Consider the following 20889-nt stretch of genomic DNA (forward strand, 5'->3'; position numbering starts at 1 on the left):
TTGTTTGGCGATTAAAACGATATCAAATGAGAGATTATTTTCATAGTAAAATGCTTCACTTAAAAGGTGAAATAAAAAATAGATAAAAAGCGTTGATTCCACTAAGGGCTCAACGCTTTTTACATTTTTATGGTGAATAATTTAGGATAGAGAATGTTCTAAGAAAATCATCTGTCATCATGACTTTTAACTTTAAGAGTTTACTCAAAAGACTTGATCTTAAAAAATGGCCTTAGTGGGAGGCCATGAACACATGCTATGCCTCCCATTTTTAATAAAATATAAATCTAAGCACCTCCTAATGTTCGTTGGGAAGAATAGGATACCATGTTCCTTTTTAATCAGTGATATGCTATAATAAATCATAATTACCATAATAGATATAGGAGGTGTCAAATGAATTTACGTCAAGCTAAATCAACGCTATTGATTTTCACTTATATCTTTGTCATGTTCTTATTACCAATGATCTCAGTCTATGCGCTATCAATATTTTTAACTAATGACGCAGATATTCAAGTTTACGCTAATTTAATTTCTTACATCGTTTTAGTGGCTGTGTCTTTTCTTTTCTTTGGACGCGAACTTAAAGAACAGTTTAAAAGTATTTCTTCACCTGCAACCTACCTTAAAGGTATTTTAGCAGGATGGGGGATCTTATTTGCTGCATCATACGTCTCTGGAATGATAGTTATTTTATTAACTCAATCAACGGATACATCAGTCAATCAACAACTCATCACTAACTTAATGGATGTTCATCCAATTTTAATGGCGATCATGACCGTTCTTTGTGCTCCACTAGCTGAAGAAGTAGTCTTTCGATTTACCATTATGGGTGGTCTCATGAAACAGCCATGGGTTGGAATTTTACTAAGTAGCTTTTTATTCGGAATGATTCATGTTGTGAGCGCAGGTGACTTTGTTTATTTAATTCAATATATGGCAATGGGAATTGCCTTAGGTTACGTTTATTATCGTCATCAAAACATTTGGTTTTCAATCGGTGTTCATGCCATTCAAAACTTAATTTCAACCCTACTCGTTCTTTTTACAAGCTTATAAAAAAGACACAACGCACCTGGCGGAGGCCACTGAAAAAGGAGCTTATTATTTATAAAATAATAGGCTCCTTTTTCTTTATTCTCTATCATATCCATTTTTTGTATGAGATCCAATAAACCTATCTGAAAGATCGCTTGTTTTTCTGTCACTAACTTCACTATTCTCTTGGCATTAACGACAAAGGCAGTTAAATAGGCTTGGATTTTCATGCCGAAAAGTCTCGCGAATTTACATGTTTGAAATCCGTGAGACTGTTTTAACTCGGCATTTTTGGCCTCAATTTTATAACGTTGTTTTTTCTTCTCTTTAAATTCATTTGTCTTCTGATAGTCGATAGCTTTTTGATGAATGTCCGATTTAAGGGTCATAGAATAGGTTTTCGACTTAGCCCCTGGTCGATAACATCCATCTCTTAAAGGACAATGCTTACATTTTTCTATCTCAAAGTAATAGGTTAAACTCTGATTCTTTTTTTGATTTTTCTTTCCCGTACGGGCTTTTCTGACACTTAAATGTCCAGCTGGACATCTCATTTGTCCCGCATCTTTATTATATTCAAATCCTTCAACTTCTCGTTTTCCACCATTTAAGACAATTGGATTTAACGGCGTTACAGCCGTTATATTTTCTTGCTCCATGTACCCTAAGTTCTCTTTACTTGAATAGGCGGCATCCGCTAAGACTTCTTTCACTTCTATCCCGTTCTTTTTTGATTTTTCAACCAATGTTTTCAAATACTTTCCATCACTGACTTCACCCGTGGTCACTTCAATCGCTGTCATGAGACGCTCCTCCGTGATGGCTAGATGTGTCTTATATCCGGCAAACGCCTCAGTTTTAGATTTATAACCCATTTTAGCTTCTGGATCTGAGACAGAAAGAATGGCTTGGTAGGTTCGATTTTTTAGGATATCTAACGCTTTTTCTCTCGCTTCTTGAATCTGTCTATTTTTATCTTGATAGCGATGAGAAAACTCTATTAATTCTTGAGTATAAATGACCTCTTCTTCAAGTGAAGCAGTGGAATGAAGCTTTGGAGGAACATGATCCTTCACCTCAGGAACGTAACGATAAAGTTGTTTTCGGATATTTTTAGAAACCTCTCTTAAATTCTCAATGGGAGTTTTAACTTGATACTGACTTCGTGTATGTGTGGCATCCAGGATCAGTGTCTTTGATGGAATTAAGTTCTTTTGAATCGCTTGGTTAATCACTTCACCTAATAAATCCTCTAAGATGTCCTCTTGATTTAATCTCAGTTTTCTGAACTTAGTTAAGGAAGACGGATGCATGAGTGGATCTTCGGGGTCTAAATTCAAAAAGTATTTATAAGCCATATTGACTTGAGCCTCTTGAATGACACGCTCATCCGACAGATTGTAAAGCATTTTAAGGAATAATAACTTAAACATGACTTCAGGAGAATAGGCAGGACGTCCATAATCAATGGAATAACGATCACTTAGTAACGGTGTGACAAATGAAAAATCAATCTGTTCCTCGATTAAACGTAAGGGATGATTTTTGGGAACGATTTTATCGTATAAGGGATGTCCTTGAGAAAGATTTAAGGATAATTGTTCAAAGTCTTTAATCATGGTGAGCCTCCAAAGATGTCAATGATAGTAAAATTATATCATGTATAAGAAAAACCACTGAGACAATTCTTGCTTCAGTGGTTTCCATTTATTGTGATGCGTTTTTCAGTGACCTCCACCTGGCGTTGTGTCTTTTTTATTTATCCTTAAATTATGATTAATCCTAATTGATAAACAACAAAGCTAACAACATAAGCAACAACTAATCCAAATAAAACCATGAACGTCGTTGTTTTAACAGATTTCGTTTCTTGATACATCACACCAACTGTTGAAAGACATGGAATATATAACAGTGAAAAGACTAAGAAACTAAAAGCTTGTAACGGAGTAAATAAAGTTAAAAGTCCTGTTTCTGCCCCACAAATAATTAACATTGATGAGGCAACAAGCTCTTTAGCTAAAAAACCAACAACTAAGCTACTCGCGGCTTGCCACGTTCCAAATCCTAAAGGAATGAAGATTGGCGCTAACACTCCACCAAGCATCGCTAAATAACTTTCATCTCCTGCAACATGCAAGCCATTAGGCCCCATCTCTTGCAAAATCCATAAAATAACCGACCCTAAGACAATAAACTTTCCAGCCGTATGAACAAAGTCACTTCCACGATCAAACGTTTGACTGAGTAAGTTTTTAACTTGCGGTAATCGATAAGGCGGCACTTCTAAAATAAAATGATCTTCTGTCTTTTTAAAGATTGAAACGGATAGTAATTTAGCACTCAATAACGCAATGATAATTCCAAGTAAGTATAACCCCATAATCACAAGCGATTGATAGCGGCTAAAAAACATACCGACAAATAAAACATAAACAGGTAATCGAGCTGAACATGACATAAATGGAACAACCATCATCGTCTTAATTCGTTCTTGACGATCAGGAATCGTACGCGTCGCCATAATGGCTGGAACGTTACATCCAAATCCTGTTACTAAAGGGACAATAGCCTTCCCGTTTAACCCAAATCCTGAGAAGATATAATCCATGACAATCGCCACGCGAGCCATATATCCAGTCGCTTCCATTAATGATAAGCAGAAAAATAAAATTAAAATTTGAGGTAAAAAGACAAGAACACCTCCAACACCGGCTACTAATCCATCGATGAGTGCTCCATAAATAAATCCATCTGGATTAGCCCCTAAACTAATCACAAGATTAGAAAGCCACGGGGTAATCCAATTGTCTAAAACTGCACTAAATCCGTCTGAGATACGATTTCCAACTAAATCAAACGTAATCGAATAGATGAAGAACATGATCATTAAAAAGAAAATAGCTCCAATGACGGGGTGGGTTAAATAACGATCCGTTTGCGTTAATTTAGGTTTCGTTTCAAGTCTCGCTCCAGGAATCACTTCTACACAAGACTTATAAATTTTATGAATGAATTCGCGTCGTTTATTAAAAATAGCGCCTTTTAAAGAGAGGGCAATCTTTTGGTTAATAATTTTTTCTTCTGTTGTTCTAACGATTTCTTTAATTTGAGCTTCATTGACAAGTTTCAGTGATCGATAAATCCCATCATTTCCTTCTAGCGCTTGAATAGCGATCCAACGAGCATCAATTCCTTCGGGAACTTCTTTTAAAAGAGATTTTATTTGTGAAATGGCTGTTTCAATCTCAACCCCATAATATAAACTAAACGTTTTTTTAAGCGTTAAATGTGAGAGTTGTTGACTTAATTCATTGACCCCTTCATTTTGACGTGCTGAAATTAAGGCAACTTCTATTCCTAACAATTTCTCTAACTGCTCAACATTTAATTTAAATCCCTTTTTGGTCAAGGCATCCATCATATTCATCGCAACAATCATTGGAACATTCGCTTCAAGTAATTGAATGGTTAAATGAAGATTACGCTTTAAGTGAGTTGCATCGACAATATTTAAAAGGCCATCGTATGATTCATTCAAAAGAGCATACGTCACGACCCCTTCATCTTCACTACTTGGCGTCACACTATAAGTTCCGGGTAAATCAATTAACTCATGATCCGTTTGTTTGATGATTCCGACTAGTTTATCAACCGTAATTCCACTCCAATTCCCTACATGGGCATTTGATCCTGTTAACGCATTAAAAAGTGTTGTTTTTCCGACATTAGGATTTCCAATTAGCATGAAACGCAAGTCACTCATCTCCATTTCCTTCTAGCTTCTCAACTGCGATTTTTTTAGCATCTTTTTTTCGAATACAAAAATCGACGTCATCAATAGATATATAAAATAATTGACCAAAGTTTAAGATGTTTAATATGGTCACTTCAGAACCAATCGAAATCCCAACATCATAAAGTCGGCGACTAAAACTCTCTGATAAATCTTTAAAAGCTAAAATAGTTGCCGTTTCTCCCTTTTTCAGTGCCGATAAGTTCATGTTTTCACCTTCCTTTTGTAATGATAACGATTCTCAATTTACTATATTATACCATATTTGTTAATTCATGTCTATTTTCCGATCAATGGATTAGTTTAAGTGGGACTTTTAGCCTAATTTCCTCAACCCTTCTTAAAGTAATACTAAAAAAGTATTGTTTATCATGTCATATCTCTTAAAAATTGATTTTTTTGTTTGTAACTCTATGTCAATAAAAAATAGACATACTTCTTCGGATTTAACAATACATTCATTATAGGTGATGAACTATGAAAAATATCATGAAATCTGTTGTTCTTCTTTTATTTCTTGGGATCTTATTATTACAACCCGCACCCATGATTGCAGCTACAAAAACTGGATTCACGACATGGGCTGAAAAAGTTATTCCTTCACTTTTTCCTTTCTTTGTCCTTACGCGCTTGATGATTTATTATCAAGTGCCGCAGCTCATTGGTAAAATACTTGCGCCATTATTTAAATACCTGCTCCACTTATCACCGATTACTTTTTTTGTTATCTTTTTAAGTTTGATTAGTGGAAATCCATCGGGGTCAAAAATGGCGAGGGATTATTACGACCAACAATTAATTAGTTCAAAAGAAATGGAAGGATTAATGTATGTATGTAACTTTTCAAGTCCTCTTTTCATTATTGGAACGGTTGGTGTTGTTTTATATGGATCGACTCAAGTTGGCTATTTGTTACTAATGGCTCATATTTTAGGGGCACTCACTGTATTTATCTTTTGTTATCCTTTACTTCGTTCAAAAGGAAGTATTCGTCAAGTTTCTGTTGAGTTTCCAACTCAATCATTTTCAACTATTTTAATTGATTGTATTGAAACGAGTATTCAGACCTTAATTCGTGTTGGTGGCATTATTGTGTTTTTCTATCTCATTTCAGAAGCACTTAATGTGATTCATTTCACTCAACTTCTTGATGTGTTACTTCTTCCTTTCGTCCGTCCGTTTGGACTTGATTCAACCGAACCAATTATTGCTGGGATTTTAGAATTCACACAAGGGGTAACAAAGGTCTCTCAAACAAAGGCACCGATTCAAACTAAACTCGTATTAACAGCCTTTATTTTAAGTTTTACAGGCTTATCTGTTCATACTCAAAGCTTTATGTTTGCTAAAAACCTAAATATTTCATACTTCAAATATTTGATGATGCGTGTTCTTCATGGATTAACCAGTGCAACTATTTTATGTTTCACTTGGAAAAGCCTCTCAACAGAAGAGGTTCAGACATTCTTACCGATAGGATCAGCAGAAGTCATAACGTCATCATCGCTTATTTCATTGATGATAATTTTATTAAGTCTTTACTTTGTACTTAAAGCTTATCATCAAGTTAAAACCATCATTTTAAATTAATTAACATCTTATTAAAAAAAGAGGCTATATTAGGAGGCCACTGAAAAAGTCCTCTATCTGAAAAACATCTAACATTTCAATAGAAGTGTTGGATGTTTTTTTGATTTACGGTAAAATGAAACTAACGTCAAACTTTGTCGAGGGGTGCTTATGTTAGTTAAACAAAATGCTTTACCACTTAGCGCATACGCAGGATTATATGATATGGTGGTTCCAAAAGATAATTTATTAAGACGAATGAATGAAGTGGTTGATTTTTCATTTATTTACGATGAGTTAAAAGAAAAATATTGTGTGGATAATGGTCGAAATGCAATTGATCCCATTCGCTTATTTAAATATCTATTATTAAAAGTCATTTATGAACTATCTGATGTAGATGTGGTGGAGCGTTCGCGTTATGATCTGTCATTTAAGTATTTTTTAGGAATGGCACCAGAAGAAGATGTTATTCATCCCAGTTCATTAACGAAGTTTAGAAAGTTACGTTTAAAGGATGTTGAACTATTAGATTTATTAATGAAGAAATCGGTAGAGATTGCGATTGAACATGACTTAATTAAAAGTAAAGCTATTATTGTGGATTCCACCCACACTCAAAGCCGTTACCATCAAAAATCACCTAAGGAGTACTTAGTTGAGTTATCTAAAAAGCTTCGTCGTCAAGTTTATGAAGTTGATGAAACAATGAAAGAATTAATGCCCGATAAAAATCCTAATAATAATTTAGAAGAAGAATTAAATGATGCTCAAAGTGTCGTTGAAGTTATTGAAAGAAATGAAGTTGTCTCAAATATGCCTGCTGTTAAATCAACACTTAATTTATTAAAAGAAGTCATCGAGGATGATTTAGAACATATCCAATGCATGCACGATAAAGATGCACGCGTGGGACATAAGACAGCGGATAGTCATTATTTTGGATATAAAACACATATTGCCATGACAAAGGAACGAATCATGGTGGGGGCTATTGTGACAACAGGGGAAAAACATGATGGAAAACAACTACAAGAATTAGTAGAAAAATCAAGAACTGCAGGGATGAAAGTTGAAACAATTATCGGTGATGCAGCCTATTCAGAAAAAGATAATTTAAAGTTTACATCGAAAGAAAAGATACAGTTAGTTTCACGTTTAAGTAAAACAGTCACACATGGCAATCGAAAAAATGCAGAAAAGTTTGAGTTCAACAAAGATGCAAAGATGTATGTTTGTTCTGCAGGTCACATGAGCATTAAAAAGACAAGTACACGACCTAAAAAACATGAAGAAGATGGTGAAGGAACTGTTGAGTCTTATTGGTTTGATGTAGAGAAGTGTCAGGTGTGTCCATTAAGAGATGGGTGTTACAAAGAGGGTGCGAAAACAAGGTCATATTCGGTTTCCATCAAATCCAACACACATCAAGCACAAGCTGAATTTCAAGAGACGGACGCTTTTAAAGAAGAAGCAAAGTATCGCTATATGATTGAAGCGAAAAATAGTGAGTTAAAGTGTAGACATGGTTACGATCAAGCGACGTCATCAGGTCTTTTTGGTATGCAGTTGCAAGCAGCCACAACATTATTTGGAGTTAATTTAAAAAGAATTCTAAAATTAATCCATGAAAAAGCGTAAGGATTTCGCTCTTAAGTCATAACACATAAAAAAAGTTAGAAAATATAGGAATTTAAATCCTGATTTTCTAACTTTTTTATTTGAGATTACCTGAGTACTAAAAATCAGAATAGATTTTCAGTGGCCTCCTATATTAGCCTCTTTTTTTACGATATTTTTCTTCTAATGATTCTTTTACAAAGTTTGGAACAAAACTCGAGACATCGCCACCGAATCGAGCCACTTCTTTAGTCGTTGATGAAGATAAAAACATATTTTCTGCCTTTGTCATTAAGAAAATGGTCTCAATTTCTGGCGCTAAACGTTTATTCGTTGTTGCAATTTGAAACTCGTATTCAAAGTCGGTTACTGCACGAAGTCCACGTAAAATCGTTTTAGCACCAACCTCTTTGGCAAAATCAACAACTAGCTGATCAATGCATACAACCACTTCTACATTTGGTAAATGAGCGGTTGCACGTTTTAACATCTCAACGCGTTCTTCTAAACTGAATAACGTTTGTTTATTAATATTTTGAGCCACGGTAACATAAAGATAATCAAATAACTCGTAGCCACGTTCAATGATATCTATATGGCCGTTTGTGACAGGATCAAATGTTCCAGAATAAATTCCTACTTTTTTCATCTTTTACATCCTCCATAACGACTTCTATAATTTAAATTATTCCTTCTCTACTCGATGATAAATCGTAATAGCTGTAATTCCATAAATTTCACGCTTTACTTGTTCAATATCTCCAACAACTTCATGTAATGGATCTTCTTTTAAACACTCTGCCATGATAATCCCATTTACCGCCAATAATTCATGTTCATGAATAAATTCAATAATTTCATTAATTTTTTGACCTTTATACGGTGGATCTAGTAAGATTAAATCAAATTGAACTTGGCGTTTCACTAACGCTTTTAATGCTCGAAAATAATCATTACGATAAATCTCTACACGATTTTCAATTCTTAAATCTTTGACGTTTTCTTTAATAGTATTGATCGCAATTGTTTCTCGATCGACAAAAATCACACGTTCAATCCCTCGACTTAACGACTCAATTCCTAAGTTTCCACTACCACCAAATAAGTCTAGCGCTAAACCACCATCGAAATATGGGCCAATGATATTAAAAATACTTTCTTTAACCTTATCTGTCGTTGGTCGCGTATTTGTTCCTTTAACTGCCTTGATGCTACGTCCTTTTAATGTTCCGGCAACAACTCGCATTTTATCACTTCCTAATATTTTTCTACTTTAATTGTATAAAAAATAAAGGTAATGTCAATATTATAATTGTAGCCGAGAGGTTACTGTAAAAATAATCCCCCCTATTCTTCTATCATACTTCTCCTCTCCCTTTCACATATGGTCAAAGTATGAACAATAAGTCGCCTCCCCCTAGGCGGCTTATTTTTTTGTTTTATCGTAAGCACGTAATAATAACACGGGTACAAAAAAAGCTACCAATCCTGTAAACTAAAGGTACAGAGTTGGTAGCTGTTATTTTATATCGCTATCCACAATTCTCTTGAACGTTTTTTGCCCATGGCAAAAAGCCCACCAACAAGTCTGGATTTCGTATGAAATCTACATTTGGCAGTTTTTCAAAAAGATAAGTGAGATATTTAGACGGATTTAGACTGTTTGCTTTGGCTGTCTCAATGATCGTGTATGCCATCGCATTAGCAGTCGCGCCTTTCATACTGGTTGAAAAGAGGTAGTTTTTACGACCAATCGCGATAGGGCGAATCGCTTGTTCAGCTAGATTATTCGAGGCTTCAAGATTTCCATCGTCTAAAAAGCGCAAAAGTTCTACCTTTTGATTTAAGGCATACATCACCGCTGTTTGAAGTTTTCCTTTCATGGCATAGAACGATTCTAGCCAGTCAAAAAATTCTTCCACAACAGGTTTGATGATCAGTTGGCGCTGCTTTTGACGTTGCTCAGGAGATAAATCTTTAATAGTCTTTTCGAAGCTAAAGATTTGATCGCAGTACTCCACTGCTTTTTTCGCTTTTCCGTTGTTTCCTGGTATCTCGAAAAATTTTCTTCTGACATGGGCCCAACACCCAACTAATGAAATGTTCGGGATATTTTTATATCCTGAATAACCATCACAATGAAGATATCCTTTGAATCCTTCTAAGATGGTGGTTGCCACCGCACGTTCACGTGTCAGATCGGCATGGTAATACGCCACAGGATGTTCGGTATTTTTGATGGTACGGAATAACCAAATCCGTGCTTGAGAGGTCGCTGATTTACCATCTGTTCGATTTAAGATTTGATAAGGTGTTTCATCCGCATGTAAAACCTTATTTTGGACTAACGCTTTTCTAAGTAAATCATAAATGGGGCGTAACCAATCATGACTAGCGATAATAATCCAATTAGAGAGGGTTTTATCACTCACACTCAATCCATAGCGTGCCCATTCTGATACCTGGCGATAACAAGGAATACTTAAGATGTATTTATGATGAAAAACTTCAGCTAAAACACTGGCTCCGGCAAAGCTTCTTTGAATCGGAGCTTTTGGTGTTTCGGCACAACGAATCGGTTTAGCTTCGATAGATTCGTCATGACAATCACAAGCATAAGTATAAGCAATGTAACGCTTTTTATATAATCGGGCTGGAACGAAACAGACTTCGTCACGAATGATCCTTTTCCCCATTCGTTTCATTTCATTTCCACAATTCATACATCGGCAGTCTTCCCCATGTAATTGGCAATGAACTTCTTCAATGGGTAAGTCTTTGATTAATTCTGCTTTTCTTCCTTTTTGTTTTTTACGTCGATACGTGATTTCTTCGACGGTTTGGTCTTCAGTTGTCTCTGTCTCTTCAAAAAATCATCTGGATCAAATAATGAAATTTGGCCTTCGGCTACTTTAGTCTTTTCACTCGAAGATCCAAATAGCTTTTTATTTAGATACTGAATTTGTTCAGTTAATTGGCGAACTTGTTCTAGAAGTGCCTTATTTTGTTCCATTAAGTGTTGTTCAAGTTCTGTCATCCAAGTCGCCTACTTTCAAAATGTCTATATCTTAACCCTAGTATACCTAATCTCACAACAGATGAAAATAGAAATAAGGGATTTTGTCGAAAATCCCTTATTTCTATTAATATAGGTCACCAGTTTTAGCTGGTTTGATGGCTTTAGGTTGTTGAATAGAGAGACCTTCTAATAACCAGCGTAATTCCTGGGACGTTAATTTCTTAACCTCATCTTGATCTTTTGGCCATTGTAGATGACCGTTCTCAATTCGTTTATAAAATAACATAAATCCGTCATGATCCCAGTATAAAGCTTTGTAGCGATCTTTTTTTCTTCCACAAAACAAGAAGATGGCATCGTCAAATAAGTCTAGATTATATTTATCTGAAACTAAATTCGCTAAGCCATCAATTCCACAACGCATATCGGTGTGACCGCAAACAATGAAGATGTTTTGAACTTCTGTAAAATTAACGAGCATACTTTGACATCTCCGCTAAAACAGCATGTAAGATATGTTTATCAACGCCATTGTAAAACAGCACTTCAGCATCTTTGATTTTAAACTGACAAGTAGGTATATCCTTATTAGTCGCAGATTTTGAGTGAGACTTTAAATGAGAGTCACTCAATGCGACTGGAATTATCATAGGCTTTTCTTTCATAGAAAATTGACCTCCTTTTCTTTGATAGCTACAGTATAGCCCAAAGTTGGAGGTCAAAATAGACATGTTTATATTACGTGCTTACGTTTTATCAAATTAAATGTATACTCTCTCTTTCCAAAGAAATAAAAAAACCTTAGACAAACTACACGCGTAGTCCATGTTCTAAGGTTTTTTTGATTAAATAAGGGTGATTAGAAACGGAAGCCTCCACGACCTTTTCCTTTTCCTTTTTTACCTGGTCCCATCATCCCACCAAGACCAGCCATTGGATTTCCTCCACCACGTTGCATCGCTGCTGCCATGCGTTCCATTTGGCGAGGATCCATGTTTGAAAAACGTTTCATCATTTTTCTCATATCTGTAAATTGTTTAATTAAACGATTGACTTCTGCAATGTCGCACCCACAACCTTTTGCAATACGATTTTTACGACTAGCATTGATTAAATCTGGATTTTTACGTTCTTTTTCAGTCATTGAGTAAATAATTGCTTCAACGCGTGCCATTTGTTTTGGATCAATATTAACATCTTTTAATTGATTTCCAACACCGGGAATCATCTTTAAGATATCTTCAAAAGCTCCTAATTTTTTCATTTGTTTCATTTGCTTTAAGAAATCATTGAAGTCATAAGTCGCATTCATCATTTTGTCTGCTAATTTCATGCTTTCTTCTTCATCAAAGTTTTCTTGAGCACGTTCAATTAAAGTTAAGACATCGCCCATTCCTAAAATACGTGATGCCATACGCTCAGGATGGAATACTTCTAATGTATCAAGCTTTTCCCCCATCCCCATAAATTTAATTGGAACATTAGTAATCTTACGAATAGATAATGCGGCACCCCCACGAGTGTCCCCATCTAATTTCGTTAAAATAACCCCTGTTAAATCTAATTGCTGATGGAATGATTCGGCGACGTTAACCGCATCTTGACCTGTCATGGCATCAACAACTAATAAAATTTCTTGAGGTTTAACTAATGATTTAATTTGTTTTAACTCATTCATTAATTGCTCATCAATATGTAAACGACCTGCCGTATCAATAATCACTAAATCGTGACCATTTTCTCGTGCATATGCCATCGCTTCATTAGCAATGTCAACAGGATTCATTGATGTTCCTTTTTCAAAAACTGGGATATTTAATTGTTTTCCAAGTGTTTTTAACTGATCAACCGCAGCGGGACGATAAACGTCACAAGCCACTAATAAAGGATTTTTCTTCTCTTTTTTACGTAAATACGTTGATAATTTCCCAGTATGAGTCGTTTTACCTGCCCCTTGTAAACCAACCATCATAAAAACAGCAGGTTTTGCTGATCCAAAGTTTAAATCAACCGCGCTTTCTCCCATTAATTTCGTTAATTCTTCATTAACAATTTTAATAACTTGTTGACCTGGTGTTAAGCTTTTTAAAACCGTTTCACCAATTGCTTTTTCTTTGACTTCTTTAATGAATTCACGTACGACTTTAATATTAACGTCCGCTTCTAATAGCGCTAGACGCACCTCACGCATCATCACATCAACGTCTTTTTCAGTTAATTTACCTTTACGTGTGACATTTTTCAGCGCTGACTGTAAGCGTTCTGATAATGTTTCAAATGCCATATTATAAACCTCCTAAATTAAAACCACTAATCCTATTCATTAGACTGATTAAAATCATCCTGTCTTTTATCATCCAGTTCATTCATTTTGCTGTAGCTAAAAGTAAATGAAGCTATCTCCGATAATAACTATTAATGAATCATTAGTCTAATAACTGTAACTCACTAATCCACTTTATGAGCTGTTCATCGGATGTTGACAGCATCATTTGATCAAGAATTTTTTCACGTGCCTCACGTTTACTTAATAACTGTAACTTATCTTCATAATCCTCAAGCAACTTTCCTGTTCGCTTAATATTATCAAATACGGCGTTACGGCTGACTTCAAATTGTTCAGCAATCTCACTTAATGATAGGTCATCTTGATAATACAGTTCAAAATAAATCTTTTGTTTAGAAGTGAGCAACTCTTGATACGTATCATATAGTTCATTCATTCGATTGACTTTTTCTAGCATTTTTCTGCCCCCAGTACAATCCATTTCAAAAGCATCCATTAGTTAGCTTCTTCTTCGAATAAGTCAGCAAACAGACCGTAAATATATTGTTCAATATCAAAATGAACTAAATCATCTGCTTTTTCTCCTAAACCAACATACTTAATTGGAATTCCGATTTCATTACGGATCGCTAGGACAATTCCACCTTTAGCTGTTCCGTCTAACTTCGTTAATACAATTCCTGTCACATCCGTTGCTTCTAAGAAGGCTTTCGCTTGACTCATTCCATTTTGACCAGTTGTCGCATCAATGACTAATAGCGTATCATGTGGTGCACCCGGTACTTCACGTTCAATGACACGTTTAATTTTTTCAAGTTCTTTCATTAAGTTTACTTTATTTTGTAAACGCCCTGCTGTATCACATAATAAGACATCAACTTGACGAGCTTTAGCTTCTTTAATCGCATCAAACATAACAGCTGATGGATCCGTTCCTTCTTTTAGTGAAACGACATCCACACCAATACGGTCTCCCCAAACCTCTAATTGTTCAATCGCTCCTGCACGGAATGTATCTCCCGCTGCTAATAATACAGACTTTCCTTTTCCTTTTAACTGATGAGCAATCTTAGCAATCGACGTTGTTTTCCCAACACCGTTGACTCCAACGAATAAAATAACGGTTAATCCTTCTTTATTCATACGTAAGTTTGAGTTAACAATCTCACCCTTAACATAGATTTCAAATAATTTATCAACCATCAGGCGTTGTAATTCTTTTGGATCCGTTACATTATGTTCACGTACGGTTTCTTTTAATTGATCAATAAATTCAACAACAGTTGAAACACCAATGTCTGCCATAATAAAAATGTCTTCTAACTCTTCAAATAATTCTTCATTCACATCTGTATAGCTTGAAAACACAGATTGTAACTGTTTTAACAAGTTCCCACGTGTTTTCTTCATACCCTCTTTATAATGTTGCTGAGCACGTAATTCTGTCTCAGATACTTCTTTCTTTCCACGTACGATCGATTTCAAACGATCAAATAAACCCATAAGTGCCACCTCAATTATTATATTGTACGATAGTTAAACTATTGCTTTACTGTTACTCTATCACATTTTTTTACATCTGACTATTATTTTTCATCATCCATATAGTCAGAAACGTTATCCATACGGACAGAAACTAATTTGGTTACTCCACGCTCTTGCATTGTGACACCATATAAAACGTCGGCTTTTTCCATCGTTCCTTTACGGTGAGTAATGACGATAAATTGTGTTTCGCTACTAAATGCTTTTAAGTAATTCGCATAACGAGCAACATTGGCCTCATCAAGAGCGGCCTCAACCTCATCAAGCACACAAAACGGAACGGTGCGCACTTTTAAAATGGCAAATAATAACGCAATAGACGTTAATGCTTTTTGACCACCCGATAATAAATTAGATGTTTTTAATTTTGTTCCAGGTGGTTGCGCAATAATTTCGACTCCGGTGTGAAGTAAATCATGAGGATCCGTTAACACTAAATCCGCGCTTCCTCCACCGAATAATTTTTTAAAGATTTCAGTATATTGCTCACGAACCTGATCAAATGTTTCTTTAAATTTAACCGTCATCTCTTGATCCATTTCATTAATGGTCTCTTCAAGTGTTGCCTTCGCTTCAATTAAATCATCGCGTTGACTCGTTAAGAAGTCATAACGTTCTTTAACACGTTGATATTCTTGAATGGCTCCCATATTAATTTCACCTAAAGCCGCCATTTGTCCTTTAATGTTTTTAATTCGTGATTTAATCTCATCCACTGATCCTTTTAACGGATAATTTTCGTTTGCATGATCAAATGTCATCTGATATTCTTCTTCTAATTTTTTAATCATGTGATCCATCTCAACATCGACTTTTCCAATTGAAACATCTAGTTGAGTTAATGAATCTGACATTTTATGTGACACCTTGTGACTTTCACGAACTTCTCGTTCAAGCACTTCTAACTCCTGACTCACTTTCGTTAACGTAATGCGTTGATTTTGAATTTGCTCAACAATGGATTCACGCTCTTCTTTTTTAGTCGCTAATTGATCATCAAGTTGAACCACTTCATCATCATTTCCAAGTAAAGCTTGTTCACTTTCAGCAATCTTATCTAATAACTCTTTTAAACGAGTTCTTGCTTGTTCTGTTTCACCTTTTAAACGCTCATAAGTCGCACATTCGTTATGTAAGGCTGTTTCTAACTTAGCAACTTCTACTTTAAGTTCCGTCATTTGTTGTAGTAACTGTGACTTTAACTCCTCTTGTTGCTCAAGCTGTTCTTCTAATGTTTCAATCGATTGCTTCGCGACTTCAATTCGCTCTTCAAGCACTAAGCGCTCATCCGCTAACTTATTGTTTCGATCGACTAATTGTTTCAACTCAGTCTCATGTTCACGACGTTCAATGCGAAGTAATTGCTCACGTTCTTCTTGTGATTTATCACGATATTCAAACGCTAGTTTTTGCTGATTCACTTCGGCCATTTTTTCTTTCATGCGTTCGCCTGCGAGTTGTACCTTTTGAAGTTCTTTTTCCGATTCTTTAACGACTTGAATCCATTCTTCTTGAAGCTGTTTTGACTGATTAAGATCGTCCGTTAATTGCTTGATTTGACGTTGACAATCCTCAATCTCATTCTTTTGGCGAAGTAAAGATGAACCTTGACGCTTCACAGCCCCTCCAGTCATCGCTCCTCCCGCATTAATCACATCACCCTCAAGAGTCACGATACGATATCGGTAATTTAACTGTTTCGCTAAATTTTTAGCGACATTTAAGTCTTTGGTTACAATAATGCTTCCAAGTATATTTTCAACGATTTGTCGATAACGCTCATCATATCCGACTAATTGAGAGGCAACTCCAACAACATCTTGATTTCCTTGAATACGATTTTGAATATCCATCGGTAAAAGACGTGACTTAATAACATTTAACGGTAAGAATGTCGCACGTCCTGCGTGATGTTTCTTTAAAAAATCAATCGCCTTTTTAGCGGCATCATCATTCGTTGTGACGATTTGTTGCATCACAGGACCTAAGACAACATCCATCGCAAGCTCTAATTCTTTTGGAATCGTGACTAATTCCGCCACTGCTCCTTCAATTCCAGACACTTGCTGTTGTTCACGTGCTTTTAAGATTTTTTTTACCCCTTCATTAAAGCCTGAAAAATCTTTTTGAGCATCTTCAAGCCACTGTAAACGATTGGTCATTTTATCTAACTGATGCGTTAAATGTCGATGACGATTCGTTTCCATCTCAGACTGTTTTAACTTTTGTTGATGCTCTTTATAAAGTTGCTGATATAATTCTCGCTTTTCTTTTAATGAAGCTTGTAATTTTTCGTATTTTTCTTTAAACGCTTGTTGTTCTTGTTCAAGTGCGTCACGATCAAGTAACGATTTTTCTTCATCTTCTGTAATTCGCTCAAGCGTTGTTTCTGTTCGCTTGATTTGCTGGTTAATTGAAATGTATTGATTTTTAACACTTGCTAACTGATTCACATCTTCAAAATAAGCTTCTCGTGTCGTCTCTAATTGACCCTTTAAATTCTCTTCTAAGTGTTGATATTGTTGTGAAACAGTCTCAAGTTCGTTTTGTTTCGTTTCAAGTGCATCACTTGTTTGTTTCATCGTCTCTTCAGCCTTTTTTAGCTCATCTTGTGACGATTGGAGTTGTGTTTCTAGTTGTGTTTGCTGTTCAGCTAACTCTTTTTTATTTGTAGAGGCATTTTTATGACGCTCTTTTAAAACGTCACGCTGACCTTGAAGTTTTTGAATCCATTCAGACGTCTCAACTAACTGAGCTTGTGATTGTTCTAATTGGCGTTCTTGCGCTTGTTGATTTTGCTTTAATGAATCACGACGACGTTCATCATTAGCAATTTTGGCATTAATACTTAAGTGTTCAAATTCAGCTTCTTTTCGATCTTTTTTAAAACGTTCAATTTGATCATTTAAGTTTTTAATGTCATACGCTAAAACACTAATTTCAGATTCACTACATTCTTGTTTTAACACCATATACTTCTCAGCTTGTTCAGACTGTTTACGAAGGGGTTCTACTTGATCTTCAAGTTCAAAAATAATGTCTTGAACACGACTTAAATTACTACTTGTCGATTCAAGTTTACGCGTTGCTTCTTTTTTACGCATTTTATACTTCAAAACACCTGCTGCTTCTTCAATAATCACACGACGGTCTTCAACGCGTGCTTCAACCATTGATTTAACTTTATCCTGAGAGATAATTGATAACGAATCGTGACCAATCCCTGTATCCATCATTAAATCAATGACATCTTTTAAACGAACTTTTTGTTTATTAATTAAATACTCGCTATCACCCGTACGATAAACACGACGCGTGATGCTAACTTCTTCATAATCAATCGGTAAACTTTGACAACTGTTGTCTAATACAAGCGTTACTTCCGCAAAGTTTAGTGGTTTACGCGTCGATGTTCCGGCAAAGATAATATCTTCCATCTTTCCTCCACGTAAACTTTTTGCTGACTGCTCACCAAGTACCCAACGAATCGCATCTGAGATGTTACTTTTCCCTGATCCATTCGGTCCGACAACAGCGGTAACTCCTTGTTCAAATTCAACGACAGTTTTATCGGCAAAAGATTTAAAACCAATTGTTTCAATTCTTTTTAAGTACATACGTTTCATCCTTTATCTACATTCTTAACTTTCTTATTATACCGAAACTTTGTCGTAAAATAAAGGGAGAACGCGTGACTTCAAACACTAGTTCTATAGTGTCATACAATTTTTTCTAATCATTTAAAATGACTGACTTAATGCCTTATAAAAATTTCCATGTAACGTCCAGACATCTTGAGCAAAGTTACTCATTATCGTAATCGAACGAGATTTTTCTCGATCATAAGAACTAATGAAACTCACCCCTTTGTTACTTCCTTGTACAAAAGGTAAATAGCCGTGATCATCAAGTGATTTAAGCCACACGCCATAACCATACCACCCTTCCTTTACTTGGGGTGATAACATTTCATTAATCATTGAAGTAGAAAGTAAACGATTTTTGATTAATGAATTCCAAAAACGCTCCATGTCCTTTGCCGTTGTATAAGCACCACCTGCCCCGCTACCTTTAACATCTAGACTGTAAATATTGCTGTAATAGGTTTGAGATTCTTCATCTAAGCAATACCCTGTGGCGCAGTGAAGGGGTAATCGATCAAGCTCATAATATCCCGTATCTTCCATTCCACAAGGAACAAAAATCATTTTCTCTAAATAGCGTTCAAAAGGCAGTTGCGTGATCGCCTCAATAATTAGACTTAACACCACATAACCCGATTGACTGTATTGAAACTTTTGGCCTTTTGGAAAAATCATTCGCTTATGTAAAAACAATGGAAGTCTTTCTTCATCAGTTCGCATGCGATAATTCGGATAGTTTTCCCACAACTTTGCATAATCACTATCGCTCGATTCATCAAAATAATCCGGAATACCCGATGTATGAGTTAATAATTGACGAATGGTAATACTTTTATCAATATGATGCCAATTCATCGGCAACAGTTCACCAATGGTACTTTCAAACTTAATAAATTTACCTTCGATTAGTTGTAAAATAGCCACGGCAATAAAAATTTTGCTCGCTGAAGCCATTGAAAACTTTGTCTCTAATCGATTTAAGCGTTGATTCGCTAAATCGGCTTCTCCATAAGCCTGCTTAAACACCCATTTGCCATGCTCTTCAATAGAAATAACCCCATTAAAACTCTCATCGACTAAGTTTCTCATCCTTTTCTCCCCTTTTATGTTTAACTGTCTCTATTAAACTGTATTAAAACCTCTCTAGCTTCATGAATTGAATAACAAACAAATTACAGGATTCTAAGCATTTTCATCTATTAAAAACAAACACGCGATTTAAATCATGAACAAACGATACCTCATTTTAACCATAATAAAAGCCTATATCTTTTTAACCCTGTTAAGAGAATATAGGCATAATGAGACTAAATTAAAAAAATGGCTTTAAATCTCGAGTGTTGTATGATCGAGCCACTGCCAATGAGGACGTGCTTGTTTAATCTCATGAACTAAACGATATAATGCTAAATCTTTTTGCTTAGCCTCAATCATGACATCAATGTCTTGATTAAGAGGTTTAATGAGATCAAGAAAACCTAACATATCCTCCACATTAATAAAATCAGCATGACGACGATCAGTTTCAAATTCCTTTGGACTTGAAACATGAATTTTTGGTGGCCAAAAATCAGCATCCCATGTTTTAAAAATAGGTTCAACTAATGCTTCTAAGCATTCACCTTCATGATAACAACGATGATGATGAATATCAAGAACCATGGGAATTTGAAGTCGTTGACATAAACCTAACACGTCTTTTGCCGAATAAGTCTTATCATCATTTTCTAAAATTAAAGTTTGTTGAATGCGAGTCGGTAAAGTCCTAAACGTTTGCTCAAAACGATCAAGTGCGGCTTCTTTACCTCCCGCTTTGCCACCCACATGAAGAACTAATTTCCCATGCTCCATTTTAAATAGCTCAAATAAGTCGAGTTGATGCTCCAACGTTGCAATAGTTGATTGAATCACCGACTCATTTACACTATTTAGCACATTAAACTGATCCGGATGGGCATCAACTCTCATATTATACTTTTGAATTAAGTGCGCCACTTCTTCACACTGTTTTTGAATGACTTTTGAATAATCCCATAGAACCTCTTGATGAGTTGCTAAAGGAATTAACTTAGATGTTAATCGATAAAAATGGATATCATTTGCAATGTTATAATTTAAAATTTTAATTAAATCATTTAAATTAGATTGCGTTACTTTTTTAAGTAAACTTAACCGTTCACGCTCAGAATCTAGTGAAGAATATTTTTTATACGTTACGGGTGAGGAGCTGGTCACCTTATCTAAACGCATAGCAATTGCTACATAACCAAATCGAACTTTCATAATTACACCCTCGAATTTTTATATTTACACTTAGTTTATCCGAGAGTGAGTGAAACTATTTATTTAACTTTTCGAACTCTTT

At 35.4% G+C, this 20889-nt stretch carries 18 protein-coding genes; 3 read left to right on the forward strand and 15 right to left on the reverse strand.

Annotated features, from left to right (window positions below; translation table 11 throughout):
• The first annotated feature begins 396 nt into the window (after positions 1 to 396).
• Positions 397 to 1065, forward strand: a complete 669-nt coding sequence (locus JRC48_RS05055) for a CPBP family intramembrane glutamic endopeptidase (protein WP_235070771.1) — start codon at positions 397 to 399, stop codon at positions 1063 to 1065.
• On the opposite strand, the gene JRC48_RS05060 is transcribed toward JRC48_RS05055, so the two are convergent.
• The 3 genes from JRC48_RS05060 to JRC48_RS05070 form a co-directional block, all read right to left on the reverse strand.
• Positions 1020 to 2663 carry an IS1182 family transposase gene (locus JRC48_RS05060; protein ID WP_235070772.1) on the reverse strand — a complete coding sequence of 548 codons (1644 nt, stop codon included), beginning with the start codon at positions 2661 to 2663 and terminating at the stop codon, positions 1020 to 1022. The two genes, JRC48_RS05055 and JRC48_RS05060, sit on opposite strands and share 46 nt — an antisense overlap.
• Before the next feature lie 146 nt (positions 2664 to 2809).
• On the reverse strand, positions 2810 to 4810 hold the full coding sequence (feoB, locus tag JRC48_RS05065) for a ferrous iron transport protein B (RefSeq protein WP_235070773.1): 2001 nt from the start codon (positions 4808 to 4810) through the stop codon (positions 2810 to 2812).
• Positions 4803 to 5048 carry a FeoA family protein gene (locus tag JRC48_RS05070; RefSeq protein ID WP_235070774.1) on the reverse strand — a complete coding sequence of 82 codons (246 nt, stop codon included), beginning with the start codon at positions 5046 to 5048 and terminating at the stop codon, positions 4803 to 4805. The genes feoB and JRC48_RS05070 overlap by 8 nt, the downstream gene beginning before the upstream one ends.
• A 269-nt stretch (positions 5049 to 5317) precedes the next feature.
• Here JRC48_RS05070 and JRC48_RS05075 point away from each other — a divergent pair, with 269 nt between their 5' ends.
• Positions 5318 to 6430, forward strand: coding sequence for a nucleoside recognition domain-containing protein (locus JRC48_RS05075; protein ID WP_235070775.1), 1113 nt, complete (start codon positions 5318 to 5320; stop codon positions 6428 to 6430).
• 150 nt (positions 6431 to 6580) lie between these two features.
• A complete protein-coding gene (locus JRC48_RS05080) occupies positions 6581 to 8050 on the forward strand; it encodes an IS1182 family transposase (protein WP_235070776.1) in 1470 nt (489 codons plus the stop codon).
• Between the two features lie 133 nt (positions 8051 to 8183).
• Here JRC48_RS05080 and coaD read toward each other — a convergent pair whose 3' ends face one another.
• The 12 genes from coaD to uvsE all read right to left on the reverse strand — a co-directional run bounded on the left by coaD (position 8184) and on the right by uvsE (position 20807).
• A complete protein-coding gene (coaD, locus tag JRC48_RS05085; RefSeq protein ID WP_235070777.1) occupies positions 8184 to 8678 on the reverse strand; it encodes a pantetheine-phosphate adenylyltransferase in 495 nt (164 codons plus the stop codon).
• A 36-nt stretch (positions 8679 to 8714) separates the two neighbouring features.
• Positions 8715 to 9275, reverse strand: a complete 561-nt coding sequence (gene rsmD / locus JRC48_RS05090) for a 16S rRNA (guanine(966)-N(2))-methyltransferase RsmD (protein WP_235070778.1) — start codon at positions 9273 to 9275, stop codon at positions 8715 to 8717.
• Between the two features lie 286 nt (positions 9276 to 9561).
• Complete coding sequence (locus JRC48_RS05095) at positions 9562 to 10857, reverse strand: IS66 family transposase (RefSeq protein ID WP_370630394.1); 1296 nt, start codon at positions 10855 to 10857, stop codon at positions 9562 to 9564.
• Positions 10812 to 11066: a transposase gene (locus JRC48_RS05100; RefSeq protein ID WP_235070462.1), complete on the reverse strand. Its 255-nt coding sequence runs from the start codon at positions 11064 to 11066 to the stop codon at positions 10812 to 10814. The genes JRC48_RS05095 and JRC48_RS05100 overlap by 46 nt, the downstream gene beginning before the upstream one ends.
• Before the next feature lie 106 nt (positions 11067 to 11172).
• A complete protein-coding gene (gene tnpB, locus JRC48_RS05105) occupies positions 11173 to 11529 on the reverse strand; it encodes an IS66 family insertion sequence element accessory protein TnpB (protein ID WP_235070463.1) in 357 nt (118 codons plus the stop codon).
• Positions 11519 to 11713, reverse strand: coding sequence for a hypothetical protein (locus JRC48_RS05110; protein WP_235070464.1), 195 nt, complete (start codon positions 11711 to 11713; stop codon positions 11519 to 11521). The genes tnpB and JRC48_RS05110 overlap by 11 nt, the downstream gene beginning before the upstream one ends.
• Positions 11714 to 11907: 194 nt before the next feature.
• The gene (ffh, locus tag JRC48_RS05115; RefSeq protein WP_235070779.1) at positions 11908 to 13332 is read right to left on the reverse strand and encodes a signal recognition particle protein; all 1425 of its coding nucleotides are present in this window, start codon (positions 13330 to 13332) and stop codon (positions 11908 to 11910) included.
• A 142-nt stretch (positions 13333 to 13474) separates the two neighbouring features.
• The gene (locus JRC48_RS05120) at positions 13475 to 13792 is read right to left on the reverse strand and encodes a putative DNA-binding protein (protein ID WP_235070780.1); all 318 of its coding nucleotides are present in this window, start codon (positions 13790 to 13792) and stop codon (positions 13475 to 13477) included.
• 38 nt (positions 13793 to 13830) lie between these two features.
• Positions 13831 to 14838, reverse strand: a complete 1008-nt coding sequence (gene ftsY / locus JRC48_RS05125) for a signal recognition particle-docking protein FtsY (RefSeq protein WP_235070781.1) — start codon at positions 14836 to 14838, stop codon at positions 13831 to 13833.
• 83 nt (positions 14839 to 14921) lie between these two features.
• Entirely contained in the window at positions 14922 to 18497 is a 3576-nt protein-coding gene (gene smc, locus JRC48_RS05130; protein WP_235070782.1) for a chromosome segregation protein SMC, read from the reverse strand.
• 123 nt (positions 18498 to 18620) lie between these two features.
• Positions 18621 to 19613: a serine hydrolase gene (locus JRC48_RS05135; protein WP_235070783.1), complete on the reverse strand. Its 993-nt coding sequence runs from the start codon at positions 19611 to 19613 to the stop codon at positions 18621 to 18623.
• Between the two features lie 237 nt (positions 19614 to 19850).
• The gene (uvsE, locus tag JRC48_RS05140) at positions 19851 to 20807 is read right to left on the reverse strand and encodes a UV DNA damage repair endonuclease UvsE (protein ID WP_235070784.1); all 957 of its coding nucleotides are present in this window, start codon (positions 20805 to 20807) and stop codon (positions 19851 to 19853) included.
• Positions 20808 to 20889: the final 82 nt, after the last annotated feature.

Origin of the sequence: Turicibacter sp. TJ11 (assembly GCF_021497505.1) — a bacterium.
GTDB lineage: Bacteria > Bacillota_I > Bacilli_A > MOL361 > Turicibacteraceae > Turicibacter.

What these genes read in the sequence shown, in the direction of transcription:
- JRC48_RS05055 (WP_235070771.1), top strand. Translation starts at nt 397, where the DNA reads ATGAATTTACGTCAAGCTAAATCAACGCTATTGATTTTCACTTATATC.
- JRC48_RS05060 (WP_235070772.1), bottom strand. Translation starts at nt 2,663, where the DNA reads ATGATTAAAGACTTTGAACAATTATCCTTAAATCTTTCTCAAGGACAT.
- feoB (WP_235070773.1), bottom strand. Translation starts at nt 4,810, where the DNA reads ATGAGTGACTTGCGTTTCATGCTAATTGGAAATCCTAATGTCGGAAAA.
- JRC48_RS05070 (WP_235070774.1), bottom strand. Translation starts at nt 5,048, where the DNA reads ATGAACTTATCGGCACTGAAAAAGGGAGAAACGGCAACTATTTTAGCT.
- JRC48_RS05075 (WP_235070775.1), top strand. Translation starts at nt 5,318, where the DNA reads ATGAAAAATATCATGAAATCTGTTGTTCTTCTTTTATTTCTTGGGATC.
- JRC48_RS05080 (WP_235070776.1), top strand. Translation starts at nt 6,581, where the DNA reads ATGTTAGTTAAACAAAATGCTTTACCACTTAGCGCATACGCAGGATTA.
- coaD (WP_235070777.1), bottom strand. Translation starts at nt 8,678, where the DNA reads ATGAAAAAAGTAGGAATTTATTCTGGAACATTTGATCCTGTCACAAAC.
- rsmD (WP_235070778.1), bottom strand. Translation starts at nt 9,275, where the DNA reads ATGCGAGTTGTTGCCGGAACATTAAAAGGACGTAGCATCAAGGCAGTT.
- JRC48_RS05100 (WP_235070462.1), bottom strand. Translation starts at nt 11,066, where the DNA reads ATGACAGAACTTGAACAACACTTAATGGAACAAAATAAGGCACTTCTA.
- tnpB (WP_235070463.1), bottom strand. Translation starts at nt 11,529, where the DNA reads ATGCTCGTTAATTTTACAGAAGTTCAAAACATCTTCATTGTTTGCGGT.
- JRC48_RS05110 (WP_235070464.1), bottom strand. Translation starts at nt 11,713, where the DNA reads ATGAAAGAAAAGCCTATGATAATTCCAGTCGCATTGAGTGACTCTCAT.
- ffh (WP_235070779.1), bottom strand. Translation starts at nt 13,332, where the DNA reads ATGGCATTTGAAACATTATCAGAACGCTTACAGTCAGCGCTGAAAAAT.
- JRC48_RS05120 (WP_235070780.1), bottom strand. Translation starts at nt 13,792, where the DNA reads ATGCTAGAAAAAGTCAATCGAATGAATGAACTATATGATACGTATCAA.
- ftsY (WP_235070781.1), bottom strand. Translation starts at nt 14,838, where the DNA reads ATGGGTTTATTTGATCGTTTGAAATCGATCGTACGTGGAAAGAAAGAA.
- smc (WP_235070782.1), bottom strand. Translation starts at nt 18,497, where the DNA reads ATGTACTTAAAAAGAATTGAAACAATTGGTTTTAAATCTTTTGCCGAT.
- JRC48_RS05135 (WP_235070783.1), bottom strand. Translation starts at nt 19,613, where the DNA reads ATGAGAAACTTAGTCGATGAGAGTTTTAATGGGGTTATTTCTATTGAA.
- uvsE (WP_235070784.1), bottom strand. Translation starts at nt 20,807, where the DNA reads ATGAAAGTTCGATTTGGTTATGTAGCAATTGCTATGCGTTTAGATAAG.